Below are 17,289 nucleotides of genomic sequence, written 5' to 3'. Positions count from 1 at the left end.
ATGCTGCGCATTTGCTCAAAACTGCCTCTTTTGCTTGCGTTGGTTCTGCCGCTGTCGGCAGTCAACGCCGAAGACACCGTCGAGCCGAGCGGCTATACGCCGGTAGCCGGTGAAAGCTTTTTCCTGTTGGCCGACAGCAGTTTCGCCAGCGACGAACAAGCGGTGGTACGCCTCGAAGCGCCGGGTCGTGACTATCGCCGGTTCCGCATGGAGCCTTACGGCGGTGCGGACATTCGGGTGTATCGCATCGACAAGCCGCTGGATTTCCTCAAGCGCCAGAAGAACTTGCACCGTGTGGTCAGCGACGGCCAGTTCAAGGGCGAAGGCCTGTCGAACACCCTCGCGTACCTGTGGGACAACTGGTACCGCAAATCCCGTCGGGTGATGCAGCGGGCGTTTTCCTACGAGTCGCGTAAACAAGTCACCGAGGAAGTGCCGGAACTGAAGATGGGTACCGCCATCGCCGCGCCAACGCCCTACGACGCCCAGCCACAATTTGCTTTGATTCCGGGCCTGCCGGTGGTCAGCCAATTCCGTTATCCGCTATGGCAAGCCAAACCGATCCAGCCGCCTGAAGGCGTGAAACTGGTTGGTTCTTCCAGTGAGTTCGTCAGCGTCTCGCCGGGCAACGTGTACATCCCGTTGGGCAACCTGAAACCGGGCCTGTATCTGGTGGAAGCGCTGATCGGCAAGTACCGCGCGACCACCATGGTGTTCGTCTCCAACACCGTGGCCGTGAGCAAGATTGCCGGTGATGAATTGCTGGTGTGGGCCGCGCGCAAACACGAGGGCAGTTCGGTGCCCAAGGTTAATGTGCTGTGGACCGATGGCTTGGGCGTGATGAGCAGTGGCGCGACCGATGCCGATGGTTTGCTGCGCTTGAAACACGTCAGCCCGGAGCGCTCGTTCGTGATCGGCGAGGACGAAGAGGGCGGGGTGTTCGTCTCCGAGAACTTCTATTACGACAGCGAAATCTACGACACCAAACTCTATGCGTTTACCGATCGACCGCTGTACCGGCCGGGTGATTGGGTGTCGTTGAAAATCGTTGGTCGCGAGTTCAAGAATGCCCGGGATTCCGTGGCGCCGACCGCTGCCGATGTCAATGTGACGGTGCTCGATGCCACCGGTACTGCGCTGCAGTCGTTGGCGTTGAAGCTCGATTCCAAGGCCGGCACCCAGGGCCGTTTCCAGTTGCCGGACAATGCGGTGGCGGGCGGTTATGAGCTGCGTTTCAGCTACAAGGATCAGGCCTACAGCAGCGCCTTCCGCGTGGCTGAGTACATCAAGCCGCACTTCGAGATCTCCCTGAACCTGGCCAAGCAGGATTACCGTACCGGCGAGCCGGTCAAAGGCAGCCTGGTGTTGTTGTACCCGGACGGTAAACCGGTGGCCGACGCCAAGGTGAGCCTGAGCCTGCGCGCCCAGCAGTTGTCGATGGTCGATAACGAACTGCAATACCTGGGGCAATTCCCGGTGGAGCTGACCAGCGCCGAACTGACCACCGACGCCAAGGGCAACGCGACGCTTGACCTGCCCGCCGCCGAGAAACCGAGCCGCTACATGCTCACCGTGTTCGCCAGTGATGGCGCGGCGTACCGGGTCAAGACCACCAAGGAAATCCTCATCGACCGTGGTGCCGCCAGTTTCCGCCTGAGCGCGCCGCAACGGTTCAGCGCGGTGGGCGACAAGGTTGCCTTCAGCTACGCCAATGAAGGTGGCAGCGAGCAGAGCAAAGCGGTCAACCCGAGCAGCTACAGCTGGGTGCGACTCGAAGATCAGACCACTGGTGAAGGAAAACTCGCCGCCAAGGACAAAGGCTTCAGCCTGGCCTTCGACCGTCCGGGTACTTACAACCTGACGCTGAAGGATGATCATGGCCGCGTGCTTGGTGCGACCGGTCATTCGGTCACGGGTGATGGCGTCAAAGCCGTGCCCGGCACCGTGGAAATCGTCCTCGACCAACCCGAGTACAAGGCTGGTGACGAAGCCCTCGCGTTGATCACCTTCCCCGAGCCGGTCAGCGATGCGTTGTTGTCGCTCGAGCGCGACAAGGTCGAGGCCACGGCGTTGCTGTCCAAGGGCGCCGACTGGCTGAAGATGGAAAAACTCAGCGACACCCAATACCGCGCGCGCATCGCGGTGAAGGACAACTTCGCGCCGAACCTGACGTTCTCCGTGCTCTACACCAAGGGCGGTCAGTACAGCTTCCAGAACGCCGGTATCAAGGTGGTCGCGCCACAGATCGATGTGGCGATCACTACCGACAAAGAGGCGTATCAACCCGGCGATACCGTGTCCGTGGACCTCACCACCCAGTTCGCCGGCAAGCCGATTCCGGCGCACCTGACGGTCAGCGTGGTCGACGAAATGATCTACGCGCTGCAACCGGAAGTGGCGCCGACCATCGACCAGTTCTTCTACCACCCGCGCCGCAACAACGTGCGCACCAGCGCCAGTTTGTCGTTCATCAGCTACGACGTGGCACTGCCGGGCAGCCCGGGTGCGCCGGGCAAAGCCAACCGCAGCGAGCGTGGGGTGAAAGTGCTGGAGCGGCCGCGTCGTGAAGACGTCGACACCGCCGCGTGGCAGCCGGAATTGATCACCGACGCCAACGGCAAGACCCGCTTCACCTTCAAGATGCCGGACTCCTTGACCCGCTGGCGCATCACCGCCCGCGCCATCGCCGATGACGGTCAGGTCGGGCAGAAGAAGCAATTCGTGCGCTCGGAAAAACCGCTGTACCTGAAGTGGAGCGGCCCGACCAAATTCCGTAACGGCGACAAACCGGATCTTGGCGTATTCGCTTTCAGTCAGGCCGAGAAACCGGTCAAGGCTGAGCTGGTGATTCATTACGCCGGTGCCGAGCAACGTGTGCCGGTCACACTGAACAACGGCGTCAACTACGTCCCATTGCCGGCATTCACATTGGCCAATGGCGATTGGACCGCCGAGCTGGTGCAGGATGGCAAAACCGCTGATGCATTAGCCGTACGCCTGACCGCGACTGGCGAAGGCTGGCAGGTGACCCAGAGCCAAAGCCTGGACGCGGTCAGCGGCGACACGCCGTTGACCTTGCCGGCGGACGCCACGGATATTCGCCTGCGTCTGGATGACAGCCCGCAAGCGGTGTTCCGTTCGGCCCTCGACGATCTGCTGAGCTATCCGTATGGCGGCGTCGAACAAACCGCTAGCCGTCTGCTGCCGCTGAGCATCGCCTATCCAACGCTGTCGTCGAACCCACAGATCCGTGATCGCTTGCGTTTGATCATGCAGAACAGCCGCCTGCGTCTGGTGCAAATGGCCGGGCCGTCGGCGTGCTTCACTTGGTGGGGCTTTGACGGCGAGCCGGATGCATTCCTCACCGCTTACGCCTATTACGCCGACTGGCACGCCAGCAAAGTGCTGGAACTGAGCCTGCCGCCGGAGCACTGGCAGCGGGTGTTGGAGGTGTACGCGAAACAGGCGCAGAACACACCACTGTTGCAGCGGGCGTTGATTCTGTCGTTTGCCAAACAGATGCAATTGCCGGTGAACACGCTGCTCAGCGGTTTGATCGACGACCTGGTGAAAGCCGGCGAAGGCAATGCCGCGAGCGTGATGGACGATGGCGCAGAGAGCCTGGTCATGAACGATCCGGATTCGGCCTTGGGGCTGGCCAGTGCTCGGGTGTTGACCGCGTCTTTGGCGCGTCAGGCCAAGGTCAATCTGCCGCCGGCATTCAGCCGTCAAGTGGATGCTGCGCAACAGCAAGTGGCCGCCAGCGCTCAACCGTTTGTCGAAGCCCTGAACCTGTCGCTGCAGACTTTCGATCAGGCTCATGCACAAGCGTTGTTGCAACGCCTGTTGCCACAGCAATCGACCCTGGAACGCGCGTTGGCGCTGACCTGGTTGCAACGCAGCATCGAGCAGGCCTCTCCGACCATCGCACTGGCACCGGGTGAGGGCTGGAAGAAACGTTACAGTGATACCGGTGAGATGTATTGGACGTGGCAGGGCTCTTCGCCAGTGCCGGCGGCATTGTCGCTGACCGGGACGCAAGAGCGCCCGCTACGCGCCATGTTGAGCTTCCAGACCAAACAACCGGCAATCGATCCGATGGCTGTGACCATCACCCGTCGCCTGTCGCGTCTGGTGCCGGGTGATGAAGCGTTCGAATTCAAACTCGAAGCGGTCGGCACCAAGCCGTTGTCCAGCGACAGCCTGTACCTGGACGAAGTGATCATCACCAGCAAAGCCGCGAAACCGCTGCGCTACGGCATGCTCGAAGTGCCGCTGCCACCGGGTGCGGACGTCGAGCGCACCACGTGGGGCATCAAGCTGATGGGCAAGGCCGGCACCGAGCCGACCTCGCTGGAGAAGGCCCGTTTCGAGCCGGGGCAAATGGCCTATGCGGTGCCAGTGGATGCGCTGAGCGGTGAGTTGCGCCTGCGTCATCTGGTGCGCTTCTCGCAAAAAGGCCAGTTCAACCTGCCGCCGGTGCGCTTCACGCAGGTCTACGCGCCACAGCACCAGGCTCAGGAACAGAAGCAGGCGCTTGGCCAGGTCACGGTCAATTGACATGACCCGGCCTCTGGTCTGGTTACTGCTGTGTTTGATTCCTGCGCTGGCGACAGCGCAGGACGAGCCGTTGCGCCTGGGCTTCAAGGGTGAATTGCTTGCGTTGAGCCAGACTCAGGTGATCTCGCGTGAGCCATTGCCTGATGACTTGCAGACGCCGCTGGGCAGCTTGTGGAAGCTGTTTGTCTACGGCTGGCTGGTGGACACCGGCGCGCGCGAGCCCGCTTATGAATGTCGCGGGCAATCGAAGGAAGAAGTTTATTGCTGCACGGCGGGCGGCACGATCGGGCGTGATCAGGCGTTGGTGAAGTCCTGCGGCTTGTACTTTGAGCCTGCGCGCCTGGGCATTGCCGGCGCACAGTGGCGCGAGTATTGGCAGGCCAGACAAGCGCCGAAATGGTTGCTGGATTTGCCGTCGTTGCAACCGCAGACCCGGGTTTCGGTGGCGGAGTTGTTGAAGGTGTTGGCCGTGATGCCGGCGCAGGATCAGGCGCGAAGGGTGTTGCTCGATGTGGTGCTCAATGCCGCGGATGGCAATGTCGTGGGTGAACTCGGTGGTCGGTTGCGGGTGAAAACCTGGAGCTGGCTGGGGGATCAGGATCCTTCGTCGCGCCAAGGCGGATTCGCGGGCTGGACGGTAGACGGCACGCCGATCTGGGCCGGTGGGCGCGGCACCAGCCAAATGGTGTTGCGCCATTATGGTCAGGCGCTGGCGACGGTGCTGCCCTCGTCGTGGCCAGCCGAGGCAGGGAAGTGTGTTGAGGTCGGTCTGTTCGCGCGTTATCCACTGAAACGCGTGTTGTCGGGGGATCGCGTTATAGCGCCCGGCCCTTTGCAAGGCGACTACCGCGTCGAGTTCGCCAACGGCAATCAACTCGATATCCACAGCGACGGCGAGTTGTTCTTGCTCAAAGACAAACTCATCGCCCGCCTCGATCGTGAAGAATACGTCGCCCGCGTCCTGCAGCGCGAAGCCAGGCCTGAACCCGTCGAAGCGGCCAAAGCCCTGGCCGTCGCGATCCGCACCTACCTGCTGCAAAATGCCACTCGCAACGGCGACTGTCTGAGCATCGATGACAGCAGCAGTCGACAGCGCGTCGCGCCACGTCCGGCCGCCACTGAGTCGCGCAAAATCGCCTCGTGGACCAGCGATCTGGTTCTCGCAGGCAGCAACGTCACCTATCACTCCGACCAACCGGGGCCGGACAAACTCTCCTGGCAGCAAGCCGTCGAACAAGCCAATGCCGGCCAACGCTACGACGCCATCCTGCTGCATGCCTACCCGCGCGCCAGCCTCAGTCGCTGGGACAACCCGGTCGCCTCCTGCGAAGCGCTGCCCGCCGCGCAAGACTGGCTGCAAAACCAGCGCCGCGGCTGGCGCCAACGACTCGAAAGCGAAGTCGGCTACAACGAAGTCAGCACCTTTGCGGTCTGCCGCCTGGCCTTTGGTCGTCCGTTTGTCGACCGCGAACGCCAGCGCATCTACGTACGCGGCGTGCTGTCGTTGCAAGACCGCCTCGATCTGACCCACGAATACCTGCACCTGGCCTTCGAAGCACACCCTAACGGCCAGGATGAAACCTACATCGAAGGGCTCGCCCGTCACCTCTTGCTGGAATAGGCCATGAAACTCCGTTATCCACAGGTCTTGCTGTTGCTTTGCGCTTTTTGCGTACTGCCAGCGACATTTGCCGCCGTCAAACTTGATACGCCCATTGGCGGCTGGCGTACCGGCGCCCCTGAAGGCGAAGGTGAAAGCTTTCGTCAGACGGTCAATTACCCGGCGTCGTCGGTCAACACCCCGGTGGGCCAGGCCAACACCGCGCGCATTACCGGCCAGATCCAATCCACCCCCAAGAGCAATGAACCCGGCAAGCTGATCGTCAACGGCGTCAGCATGCCACTGAAGATCGACCCCGCCGGTCACTTCGACCGCCCGTTCTCATTCCCCAAAGGCAGCAACAGCGTTGAAGTCCGCAGCCCCGATGGCCAACAACGCCACCGCACGCAGTTCCTCAACGCCAACGGCGGCGCCACCCCAGCCAAATTGCGCGTGCTGCTTGCCTGGGACAGCGACGGCACGGACCTGGACCTGCACCTCATCACCCCCGATGGCGCACACATCTGGTACGGCGACCGTGTCGCGCCCAATGGTGCGGCGCTGGATGTGGACGTGACCACCGGCTACGGCCCGGAAATCTTCGCCATGCCCGCGCCGATCAAGGGGCAATACCTGGTGTATGTGAACTACTACGGTGGCGGGTATCGCAGTGATGACGAAGGTCAGGAGGATGCGGTTCAGCCGCTGACCACCGCGCAAGTGACAGTGATTACGGAGGAGGGGACGCCAGATGAAAAGATGGAAACGTTCCTGGTGCCGATGCGGGCGGTGGGGGAGTTGACGTTGGTTAAGGGGTTTAGTTATCCGTGAGGGGAGATCGTCTCGGCAGTGCTGAGACCTTTATCCAATCCGTAGCAGCTGCCGAGCCTGCGAGGCTGCGTTCGAGCCGGGGTCGCGCTCGACCGAAGTCCTCGCATATCCGCTGTACACGGTCTTCCTGAAAGAACCGGTTGCCTGATTTTACGACTGCTTCGCAGCCGGACGCAGGCTTCGCCAGCTGCTACAAGGAGTGCGGTGCTTGATGAGGGGGCTGAGGTTGGTTCGGGGGAGGGCGCAGGATTATTCCGGGCATTAAAAAGCCGGCTTGTGGCCGGCTTCTCGGGGACTGGCTTGGTTTATTTTTGGTAAACCGCGCCAGCCTTCAAAACGTACACCCGGATCTTGCGTCCGGCTGTGGGACTTGGCGAGAAAGTGATCTGCCTTGTCGGTGCGATCTGAGCCTTGGAAAGGGTCGATGCGCAAATGTGGGGCGCAGCATACTGATTTTTTTGAGGAATTCCCAGCTTGGTGTGCGGGATAGAGCGATTGCGCTGAGGCGTAGCAGCTGCCGAAGGCTGCTACAGGGCTTCGTATTTACAGGAACGGTACGGACGGTCTGCGTTTGTTGAGCGTCGACCACCAGAACACCCATCCCAATACCCTGATGTTCTGCTTGTCGATCTGCTCGGCGTTGAAGATCTCATCCGGATACTCAGCCCTGTTGTGGCTGCGCAGCCGCAATGCATTCCCCGGCATCCGGTGCAGGTATTTGATTCGCAACATCCCGTCATGCTCGATCGCATAGATCTCGCCATCGATAATCTGCGTAAGCCCGCGATCAATGGCGAGGGTAGAACCGTCTTCAATCTTTTCGGCCATGCTGTTGCCGATCATATGGGTGCAGATGGCATTGGCATGTTTGATTTCCAGGGAGTCGAGGTGGCTGTGGGGTAGGCGGATGGACTGACCTTTGTCCTCGACGACGTGGGTTTTATTGGAGCCTGGGGCGGTGGCGGTCTCTTTGAAGAAGGGCAGTTCGACGTCGATGGGTTCGATCACCGTGTAGATGCCCCGGATGGCTTGGGCGTCGAAGGTGTTGCCGGACTCGTCGAGCACACGCAGGCGTGAGGACTCTTTAGGGCCTTCGCCGGTTTTCAGCCAGTCACTGTTGACAGACAGAAGTCGGGAGACTTCCTCCATGCGATAAGCGGGCACACCACGGGTGTACCAGTTATGGATATTTTGCGCTTCCGTGTCGAAGAAAGCGGCAAATCCTGTCGTTGTGATGTTGGCTGCTTCGAGGAGCGCTCTGAACCGTGGGCCGCTAGTGTTCTTTTTCATAAACACGAGTCTACGGGCGCAGGATGGGGGTTTGAATAAACGACCCGTTCAAATTTCGAGGGAAATTTAAGACCGGATGTAAGACGCTTTTCGTAAAAAATAAACAGGCAAACACCCAAGCCGAAATGCTCAAAACTCATTGTTAAAAGCGTTCCAGGCAGGCACAAAAAACCCCGGATCAACCGGGGTTTTTCTTGAAGCGTGAGGCTAGAAACTAACCGTTGCTTCTCAGCCTTTGTAGGCAGCGACCGACTTGGTGATCGCGGCGCGGGCGGCGTCTGCGCCGTCCCAGCCTTCGATTTTCACCCATTTGCCTTTTTCGAGGTCTTTGTAGTTCGCGAAGAAGTGCTCGATCTGCTGGATCAGCAGGGCTGGCAGGTCGGTGTATTCCTTCACGTCCACGTACAGCTGGGACAGCTTGTCGTGTGGGACTGCGATGACTTTAGCATCGCCGCCGCCGTCGTCGGTCATGTTCAGGATGCCGACTGGACGCGCGCGGATCACCGAACCTGGAGCAACCGGGTAAGGAGTCACGACCAGCACGTCGAGGGGATCACCGTCGTCAGCCAGGGTGTTCGGGATGTAACCGTAGTTGGCCGGGTAGAACATTGGGGTGGCCATGAAACGGTCAACGAACAGGCAGTCGCTGTCTTTGTCGATTTCGTATTTGATCGGCGCGTGGTTGGCCGGGATCTCGATCGCGACGTAGATGTCGTTCGGCAGGTCTTTGCCAGCCGGAATCTTGCTGTAGCTCATTGGGCGGTGCCCCCGTTAGTTGACCAAAAACACTTGGCCGGATTGACCAAAAAGTGGCGGCGATTATAGGCATATTCCGCCACCGTTGCTATGTGCCAGAGGTCGTGTAGACCTTAGTCGTGAGCCTGATAGACCGGATCATTGGCCTGAAGTTGCCTAAGCCTTGCCAAGGGATCCTGTCGGTAAAACAGCCTCAACTGCTCGTAGACCTGTGGATAAGCCTCGTGCAGCAAATCCGGGGCGCTGAAGAAGTATTCGCTGGTGACCGCGAAGAACTCGGCGGGGTTTTCCGCGGCGTACGGGTCGATGGCGGTTTCAGCGTCCGGGTTGCGCTCCAGTTGCCGGTCGAGGTCGTCATAGGCTTCCTGCATGACCTTGGCCCAGTCGCTGACGCGCATGTCGGCGTGCAGCGGTGGCAGGCCATTGGCGTTGCCGTTGAGCATGTCGAGCTTGTGTGCGAGTTCGTGGATCACCAGGTTGTAGCCTTCCCAGCCACCGCTGGCCATCACGCCGGGCCAGGCGAGGATGATCGGGCCTTGCTGCCAGGCTTCGCCGCTGTGTTCACCATCCCATTCGTGTTCGACGCCGCTGGCATCGCGATGGCGCTGGGGGCTGAGGAAGTCGTCGGGGTAGAGGATGACTTCGTGAAAGCCCTGATACCAGTTCAGATCACCCAAATGCATGAGCGGTAATTGGGCCTGGGCGGCGAGCAGCAGGCGCTGCTCCTGGTGGAGTTCGACGCCGGGCAGGGCGGTCAGGTGTTTGTCTTGCAGGAACAGCACGCTGGCTTCGCGCAGCCACTGGTCTTCGGCCGCGCTGATGCCATCGAGGAAGCTCAGGTGATGGCGCACCCGTTGCCACATGTCGTCGGCAATCGGATGCCTGGCCAGGGTGCGCCGGCGTCGCCAGGCGCTAAGGGACCACATCGTCAGTCAGCGGGGTTCGGCTTTGGACGCGGCATTAGCGAGACGGCTGCGGATCACGCCAATGATCATCGGTAGCAGCGACACCAGGATGATACCCACCACCAGCAGCGACAGGTTTTTCTTGATGAACGGTACGTTGCCGAAGAAGTAACCGAGGGTTACCAGGCCACCCACCCAGAGGATGGTGCCGAAAATGCTGAAGGCAAAGAAACGCGGGTAAGGCATTTTGCCAACGCCGGCGACGAACGGGGCAAAGGTACGGATGATTGGCATGAAGCGCGCCAGGGTCACGGTTTTGCCGCCGTGTTTGTCGTAGAAATCGTGGGTTTGTTGCAGGTAATCGCGGCGGAAGATTTTCGAGTTCGGGTTACTGAACAGCCGTTCGCCGACGGTGCGGCCGATTACGTAGTTGGTGCTGTCGCCGAGGATCGCCGCCAGCATCAGCAGGCCGCCCAGCAGTACCGGATCCATGCCGCCACCGGCCGCCACGGCGCCTGCGATGAACAACAGGGAATCGCCCGGCAGGAACGGCATCACCACCAGTCCGGTTTCGCAGAAGATCACCATGAACAGGATGGCGTAGATCCATGCTCCGTAGTTGTTCACCAGCATCTCGAGGTAAACATCGAGATGCAGAATAACGTCGATCGGGTTGAAATCCATGGAAAGCACCTGTGGTGATGGCCCGACTCAGCAGGCCTGTGCGGATAGCTTCGCGTAAGACTACAGCGGGGTGTGATTTTTCTTACGAGCCGTGAGGTGTGGGCATTATACGGGGTGAAAAGTGAAAAACGCGTCGAGTTTGTAGCGAGGAATGTCGATGTGTTTCAGGGTTTGTCGGAAAAGGTCGCAGCCTTCGGTAGCACCTACAGCTTCGAGGTTGCCTCGGTCGATGCAGGCGCTGCCGAAGGCTGCGATCTTCTTGGTGAGCTTAAAGTTCGTCACTGATCGGCAATACGTAATTCTTGAACTCGGTGTCTTCCCTGAACCCGATGGATTCGTAGGTTTTCTGCGCGACTTCGTTGTTGCTGCTGGTGGAAACGCGCATGCGCACGGCATTGGTTTCCTTGGCCATTTTCTTCGCGGTGCGGATCAGGTTGTCGGCCACTAACTGGCGTCGGGCGTCTTCGGCGACGTAGATGTCGTTGAGGATCCACACGCGTTTGAGCGAAAGAGACGAGAAGCTCGGGTACAACTGACAGAAACCCAACAGTTTGTTGTTGTCGTCATCGGCCAGGGCCAGGTAGATCACCGACTCTTTGCGCCGCAGGCGCTTTTCGAGGAACGCTCGGGACGAGTCCGGATACGGCAGGGAACCGTAAAACTCGCGATATTTGACGAACAACGGGGTCAGCAGGTCCAGGTGTTCGAGGGTCGCTTGAATAATCCGCATGGTAGGTCTCGTCTTCAAGTGGCTGTCTTACATGGTGACGGCGACAGGAAACCCTTGGCGGCCGTGCATCGATCCTGCCTTAAACCGGAATAGAAACGCAATGCGGAAACGGTTCAGGCATCCGACGGACTGAGTAGGAAATTACCTTTCAAACCTGCTCCTGTGTCCGACTCCAGCGTCTGAACCTGGGCTTCGTCCTTCAGACTGACCCCCGATAACTGCCGCCGACAGGCTTCGCGCATCAAATACAGCAAACGGTGTGCCGCCATGCCGTAACTCAAGCCTTCGAGCCGGACATTCGAGATGCAGTTGCGGTAGGCATCCGTCAGTCCGACCTTGGGATTATAGGTGAAATACAGCCCCAGGCTGTCTGGAGAGCTTAATCCAGGGCGTTCCCCGATCAGAATGACCACCATTTTTGCGCCCAGCAGCTCGCCAATCTCGTCAGCCACCGCAACCCGGCCTTGTTCCACCAGAATCACCGGCGACAGGGACCAGCCTTCGATAGCTGTCTGTTCTTCCATGCGTGCCAGAAACGGCAAGGTGTGGCGATGAACGGCCAGTGCCGAGAGACCATCGGCCACCACAACAGCCAGATCCACCCCGCCTGGATGGGCTCGCGAGTAATCACGCAGAGTCTGCGCTGACTCATCACTCAACTTGCGCCCCAAATCGGGGCGCTGCAAATAGCTGTTCCGATCCGTGGCGGCACTGTGCAGCAGCAAACTCTCACGCCCACGCTCGGTCAGTTGCGAACTGAGCGCCGAGTGATCGAAAGGCAGGTGCACCGCATCCCGGGCCTGGGCATGGGCGTACTGGAAATCCAGCTGCGCGCGGGTCGGCATGCTGGTGCCGGTACGGCCGAGGGCAATGCGTGCCGGGGTCAGGCGGCGCAGTTCCAGCAATGGGTTCTGCGGATCGACAGGTGGTTCATACATATAAACACTCATCCCAGTTGCGCCAATGCCTGGCGGAACGCCGGTGGCAGGCTGTTGCCGAAGTGAATTTTGCCGTCCGCCTGGGTGAAGATGCCCATGTTCGCCAGCCACTGTTCAAACTCCGGCGCTGGTTTCAGGCCCAGGGTTTGCCGGGCGTAGAGGGCGTCGTGGAACGAGGTGGTCTGGTAATTGAGCATGATGTCATCGGAGCCGGGGATGCCCATGATGAAGTTGATCCCGGCCACACCCAGCAAGGTCAGCAGAGTGTCCATGTCGTCCTGGTCGGCTTCGGCATGGTTGGTGTAACAGATATCGCAGCCCATGGGTACGCCCAGCAGCTTGCCGCAGAAGTGGTCTTCGAGCCCGGCGCGGATGATCTGTTTACCGTTATAGAGGTATTCCGGGCCGATGAAGCCTACGACGGTGTTCACCAGAAACGGTTTGAAATGCCGTGCCACGGCGTACGCGCGGGTTTCACAGGTCTGTTGATCGATGCCGTGGTGGGCGTTGGCCGACAAGGCACTGCCTTGGCCGGTCTCGAAATACATCAGGTTTTGGCCCAATGTGCCGCGATTCAGGCTCAAGCCCGCGTCGTAGCCTTCCTGTAAAACGTTGAGGTTGATGCCGAAACTGGCGTTGGCCGCTTCGGTGCCGGCAATTGACTGGAACACCAGGTCCAGCGGAACCCCGCGATTGACCGCCTCGATGGAGGTGGTGACGTGGGTCAGCACGCAGGCCTGTGTCGGAATGTCGTAGCGCTGGATGATCGCGTCGAGCATTTCCAGAATGGCGCAGATCGAAGCGATGCTGTCGGTGGCCGGGTTGATGCCGATCATCGCGTCGCCGTTGCCGTACAGCAGGCCGTCGAGAATGCTGGCGGCGATGCCGGCCGGTTCGTCGGTGGGGTGATTGGGTTGCAGGCGTGTCGAGAGCCGGCCGCGCAGGCCCAGGGTGCCGCGGAACTTGGTGACCACGCGGATTTTCTGCGCCACCAGCACCAGATCCTGCACGCGCATGATCTTCGACACGGCGGCGACCATTTCCGGGGTCAGGCCGGGGGCGAGGGCGCGCAGGCTTTGTTCATCGGCGGCTTCGCTGAGCAGCCAGTCGCGGAAACCGCCGACGGTGAGGTGGCTGACCGCTTTAAAAGCCTGTTTGTCGTGAGTGTCGATGATCAGTCGGGTGACCTCATCGGCCTCGTAAGGAATCAGCACTTCCTCCAGGAAGTGGGCCAGCGGGGTGTCGGCCAGGGCCATCTGCGCGGCCACCCGCTCGCCATCGTTGAGGGCGGCAACGCCGGCCAGAAAGTCCCCGGAGCGCGCCGGGCTGGCTTTGGCCATGACCTCCTTGAGGCTGTCGAAGCGGTAGGTTTGGGCGCCGACGGTATGGGCAAATACGGCCATGGGACGGTGTCCTCCTGATTCAATAAATATCTCAAATGCACCACTAAACCCCTGTGGGAGCGGGTTCTGGTGCACTTCAATAGGGCGGGCGCCGGGAATCAGCCCGGCGCCGGTGCATTTCAGACGCCTTCGAGCATCGCATCTGCCGGCGCATCGGCGCGTTGCTTGGCGGTCAGTTGGAAATACAGGTAACCGGCCACCATGAAACCGAGGAACACACAGCCGATCAGCGCGTTGAACCAGGCCATCGCCACCAGGCACACCACCGCCAGAAACAGCGCGATCCCCGGTACGATCGGGTAGCCCGGCGCGCGGAAGGTGCGCTCCAGGTTGGGTTCGGTTTTACGCAGTTTGAACAGGCTCAGCATACTGATGATGTACATCACGATGGCGCCGAATACCGACATGGTGATCATTGCAGCCGTCAGCGTCATGCCTTGCAGGTTGACCAGGCCGTCGCTGTAGATCGCCGCGATGCCGATCACGCCGCCCGCCAGGATCGCCCGGTGCGGGGTCTGGAAGCGCGACAGTTTGGCCAGGGAAGCCGGCAGGTAACCGGCGCGAGCCAGGGCGAAGAACTGCCGCGAATAACCCAGAATGATCCCGTGGAAGCTCGCCACCAGGCCAAACAGACCGATCCACACCAACATGTGCATCCAGCTCGAGTTGTTGCCGACCACGGCTTTCATCGCCTGAGGCAGCGGGTCGTTGATGTTCGACAGTTGGCGCCAGTCGCCGACACCGCCGGCCATGACCATCACGCCGATGGCGAGGAACACCAGGGTCAGAATGCCGCTGACGTAAGCCTTGGGAATCGTGCGTTTCGGGTCCTTGGCTTCTTCGGCGGCCATGGCTGCGCCTTCAATGGCGAGGAAAAACCAGATCGCGAACGGGATGGCCGCAAAGATGCCGGGAATCGAGGCCATGCTGAATTCGTTGGCGCCCGACCAGCCGTTGAGCACGAAGTTACTGAAGCTGAAGCCTGGCGCGACCACACCCATGAACACCAGCAATTCGGCGACGGCAAGCACAGTGACCACCAGTTCGAAGGTGGCCGCGATGCTCACGCCGAGGATATTCAGGGTCATGAACACGAAATAGGCGCCAACAGCGGCGATCTTCGGGTCCAGTTCCGGGTATTGCACATTGAGGTAGGCGCCGATGGCCATGGCAATTGCCGGTGGCGCAAAGACGAATTCGATCAGGGTGGCGATGCCGGCGATCAGTCCGCCTCGCTCGCCGAAGGCTCGGCGGCTGTAGGCAAACGGCCCGCCAGCGTGGGGAATGGCGGTGGTCAATTCGGTGAAACTGAAAATGAAGCAGGTGTACATCGTCGCCACCATCAATGCGGTGACGAGAAAACCCAGGGTACCTGCGGTGCCCCAGCCATAACTCCAGCCGAAATACTCGCCGGAAATCACCAGGCCGACGGCAATGCCCCATAGATGCAGGGTGCCGAGTGTGGGTTTGAGCTGTGTAGTAGAAGTCATAGGTCCTCTCTGCGTAGTAGAAGTCATAAGTCCTCTCTGTCTTTTTTATTGTTTGATTTGTTGGACTTTCGGGTATGGCATTCAGTGTGTAGAGCGGGAATGCAAAGCCAATGCCAGACCGGCAGAGCGATGAAGGAGGCGTTTAAGGGCACCATCGCGGGCTTGCCCGCGATGGCCTTCTGAAGGGCGATACAGAAATACCTGTATCGCCCCCCGGTTTTTAGAAGAAGCCCAACGGGTTGATGTCGTAGCTCACCAGCAGGTTTTTGGTCTGCTGATAGTGATCGAGCATCATTTTGTGGGTTTCACGGCCGACGCCGGACTTTTTGTAACCACCGAACGCGGCATGTGCCGGGTACAGGTGGTAGCAGTTGGTCCACACGCGACCGGCCTTGATGGCGCGGCCCACGCGGTAGGCGCGGTTGATGTCGCGGGTCCAGAGGCCGGCACCCAGGCCGAACTCGGTGTCGTTGGCGATGGCCAGGGCCTCGGCTTCGTCCTTGAAGGTGGTGATGCTCACCACCGGGCCAAAGATTTCTTCCTGGAACACGCGCATTTTGTTGGTGCCCTTGAGCAGGGTCGGCTGGATGTAATACCCGGTCGCCAGGCTGCCCTCGAGTTTTTCCACCTTGCCACCGGTCAGCAGCTCGGCGCCTTCGCCCTTGGCGATGTCCAGGTACGAAAGGATTTTGTCGAATTGCTGCTCGGACGCCTGGGCGCCGACCATGGTGTCGGTGTCCAGCGGGTCGCCACGCTTGATCTGCAGGACTTTTTTCATGACAACTTCCATGAACTCGTCGTAGATCGACTCCTGTACCAGGGCGCGGGACGGGCAGGTGCAAACTTCGCCCTGGTTGAAGAATGCCAGCACCAGACCTTCAGCGGCTTTCTCGATGAAGGACGGTTCGGCCTGCATGACGTCTTCGAAGAAGATATTCGGCGACTTGCCTCCCAGCTCCACGGTGGATGGAATGATGTTTTCGGCGGCGCATTTCATGATGTGCGAGCCGACTGGAGTCGAACCGGTGAAGGCGATCTTGGCGATGCGTTTGCTGGTGGCCAGGGCTTCACCGGCTTCTTTGCCGAAGCCTTGCACCACGTTGAGCACGCCAGGTGGCAGCAGGTCGCCGATCAGCTCCATCAGCACAGTAATGCCCAGCGGGGTTTGCTCGGCAGGTTTGAGGACAATGCAGTTACCGGCGGCCAGGGCCGGAGCGAGTTTCCAGGCGGCCATCAGAATCGGGAAGTTCCACGGGATGATCTGCCCGACCACGCCCAGCGGTTCATGGATGTGATAGGCCACGGTATTGCCGTCGATCTCGGCGGCGCTGCCTTCCTGGGCGCGAATGCAACCGGCGAAATAGCGGAAATGGTCGGCGGCCAGCGGGATGTCGGCGTTGAGGGTTTCACGCACGGCCTTGCCGTTGTCCCAGGATTCGGTGATCGCCAGCAGTTCCAGGTTCTGTTCGATGCGATCGGCGATTTTCAGCAGCACCAGCGAGCGTGCCTGGGCGGACGTGGCGCCCCAGGCATCGGCGGCGGCATGGGCGGCGTCCAGGGCTTTTTCGATGTCTTCGGCAGTGGAGCGCGGGAATTCGGCAATCGGTTGGCCGTTGACCGGCGAAGTATTGGTGAAGTACTGACCTTTGACAGGCGCGACGAACTCGCCGCCGATGTAGTTACCGTATTTGCTCTTGAACGAAACGATAGCGCCTTCAGTACCGGGGTGAGCGTAACGCATGATGGGTTTCTCCTTGGCTTTTGTGCTTATAAGGGAGGACGCGCCAGAGCGCGGTAACAAGCGTAGAGCAAAGGTTGGGCCACCGCCTCGCAAGTCAGTTAAATCAAGGGCTTGTGTATTTTTTGTCGGACGGCTGGGCGGTGCTTGTGACGCTTGCGGTACAACCCGTGTGACACTTTGTACCGCTTGTGGCACAGCCTGTGACCGATGGGTCTTGTCAGCATTGCAATGCGTCGATGGCTGGAGGATGCTGGGCCTCAAATGGCCCACAGGTAATCCTCTGTGGCGAGGGAGCTTGCTCCCGCTTGGCTGCGAAGCAGTCCAGAAATGTCTGCCGGTCATGATTTTTGGCGAGCGCTTC

12 protein-coding genes are annotated in these 17,289 nt (G+C 60.2%); 3 read left to right on the top strand and 9 right to left on the bottom strand.

Features of this window, described 5'->3' with window-relative positions:
- Genes PGR6_RS25265 through PGR6_RS25255 form a run of 3 tightly spaced genes read left to right on the top strand, consistent with a single transcriptional unit; the run spans window position 1 to window position 6,991 of the window.
- On the top strand, window positions 1-4,560 hold the full coding sequence (locus PGR6_RS25265) for an alpha-2-macroglobulin family protein (RefSeq protein WP_442963841.1): 4,560 nt from the start codon (window positions 1-3) through the stop codon (window positions 4,558-4,560).
- Between the two features lies 1 nt (window position 4,561).
- Window positions 4,562-6,181, top strand: coding sequence for a DUF2300 domain-containing protein (locus PGR6_RS25260; protein WP_064620635.1), 1,620 nt, complete (start codon window positions 4,562-4,564; stop codon window positions 6,179-6,181).
- A gap of 3 nt (window positions 6,182-6,184) precedes the next feature.
- Window positions 6,185-6,991: a YfaP family protein gene (locus PGR6_RS25255; protein WP_064620632.1), complete on the top strand. Its 807-nt coding sequence runs from the start codon at window positions 6,185-6,187 to the stop codon at window positions 6,989-6,991.
- 543 nt (window positions 6,992-7,534) lie between these two features.
- Here PGR6_RS25255 and PGR6_RS25250 read toward each other — a convergent pair.
- The 9 genes from PGR6_RS25250 to exaC form a co-directional block, all read right to left on the bottom strand.
- The gene (locus PGR6_RS25250) at window positions 7,535-8,281 is read right to left on the bottom strand and encodes a S24 family peptidase (RefSeq protein WP_064620629.1); all 747 of its coding nucleotides are present in this window, start codon (window positions 8,279-8,281) and stop codon (window positions 7,535-7,537) included.
- 228 nt (window positions 8,282-8,509) lie between these two features.
- Window positions 8,510-9,037, bottom strand: coding sequence for an inorganic diphosphatase (ppa, locus tag PGR6_RS25245; RefSeq protein ID WP_007933577.1), 528 nt, complete (start codon window positions 9,035-9,037; stop codon window positions 8,510-8,512).
- A 113-nt stretch (window positions 9,038-9,150) separates the two neighbouring features.
- Window positions 9,151-9,963 carry a zinc-dependent peptidase gene (locus PGR6_RS25240; RefSeq protein WP_018925730.1) on the bottom strand — a complete coding sequence of 271 codons (813 nt, stop codon included), beginning with the start codon at window positions 9,961-9,963 and terminating at the stop codon, window positions 9,151-9,153.
- 6 nt (window positions 9,964-9,969) lie between these two features.
- The gene (locus tag PGR6_RS25235; protein WP_018925731.1) at window positions 9,970-10,626 is read right to left on the bottom strand and encodes a DedA family protein; all 657 of its coding nucleotides are present in this window, start codon (window positions 10,624-10,626) and stop codon (window positions 9,970-9,972) included.
- Window positions 10,627-10,894: 268 nt separating this feature from the next.
- A complete protein-coding gene (locus PGR6_RS25230) occupies window positions 10,895-11,356 on the bottom strand; it encodes a GNAT family N-acetyltransferase (protein WP_018925733.1) in 462 nt (153 codons plus the stop codon).
- Window positions 11,357-11,469: 113 nt separating this feature from the next.
- The gene (gene eutC / locus PGR6_RS25225) at window positions 11,470-12,294 is read right to left on the bottom strand and encodes an ethanolamine ammonia-lyase subunit EutC (RefSeq protein ID WP_173861148.1); all 825 of its coding nucleotides are present in this window, start codon (window positions 12,292-12,294) and stop codon (window positions 11,470-11,472) included.
- A gap of 8 nt (window positions 12,295-12,302) precedes the next feature.
- Complete coding sequence (locus PGR6_RS25220) at window positions 12,303-13,697, bottom strand: ethanolamine ammonia-lyase subunit EutB (protein ID WP_018925735.1); 1,395 nt, start codon at window positions 13,695-13,697, stop codon at window positions 12,303-12,305.
- A gap of 119 nt (window positions 13,698-13,816) precedes the next feature.
- Window positions 13,817-15,187: an ethanolamine permease gene (gene eat / locus PGR6_RS25215; RefSeq protein WP_019581359.1), complete on the bottom strand. Its 1,371-nt coding sequence runs from the start codon at window positions 15,185-15,187 to the stop codon at window positions 13,817-13,819.
- 220 nt (window positions 15,188-15,407) lie between these two features.
- Window positions 15,408-16,928 carry an acetaldehyde dehydrogenase ExaC gene (gene exaC, locus PGR6_RS25210; RefSeq protein WP_018925737.1) on the bottom strand — a complete coding sequence of 507 codons (1,521 nt, stop codon included), beginning with the start codon at window positions 16,926-16,928 and terminating at the stop codon, window positions 15,408-15,410.
- Between the last annotated feature and the right edge of the window lie 361 nt (window positions 16,929-17,289).

This window comes from Pseudomonas sp. GR 6-02 (genome assembly GCF_001655615.1).
Classification (GTDB): Bacteria; Pseudomonadota; Gammaproteobacteria; order Pseudomonadales; family Pseudomonadaceae; genus Aquipseudomonas.
The sequence above is the reverse complement of the archived record's forward strand: the minus strand, read 5'-3'. Positions and strand labels throughout refer to the sequence as shown.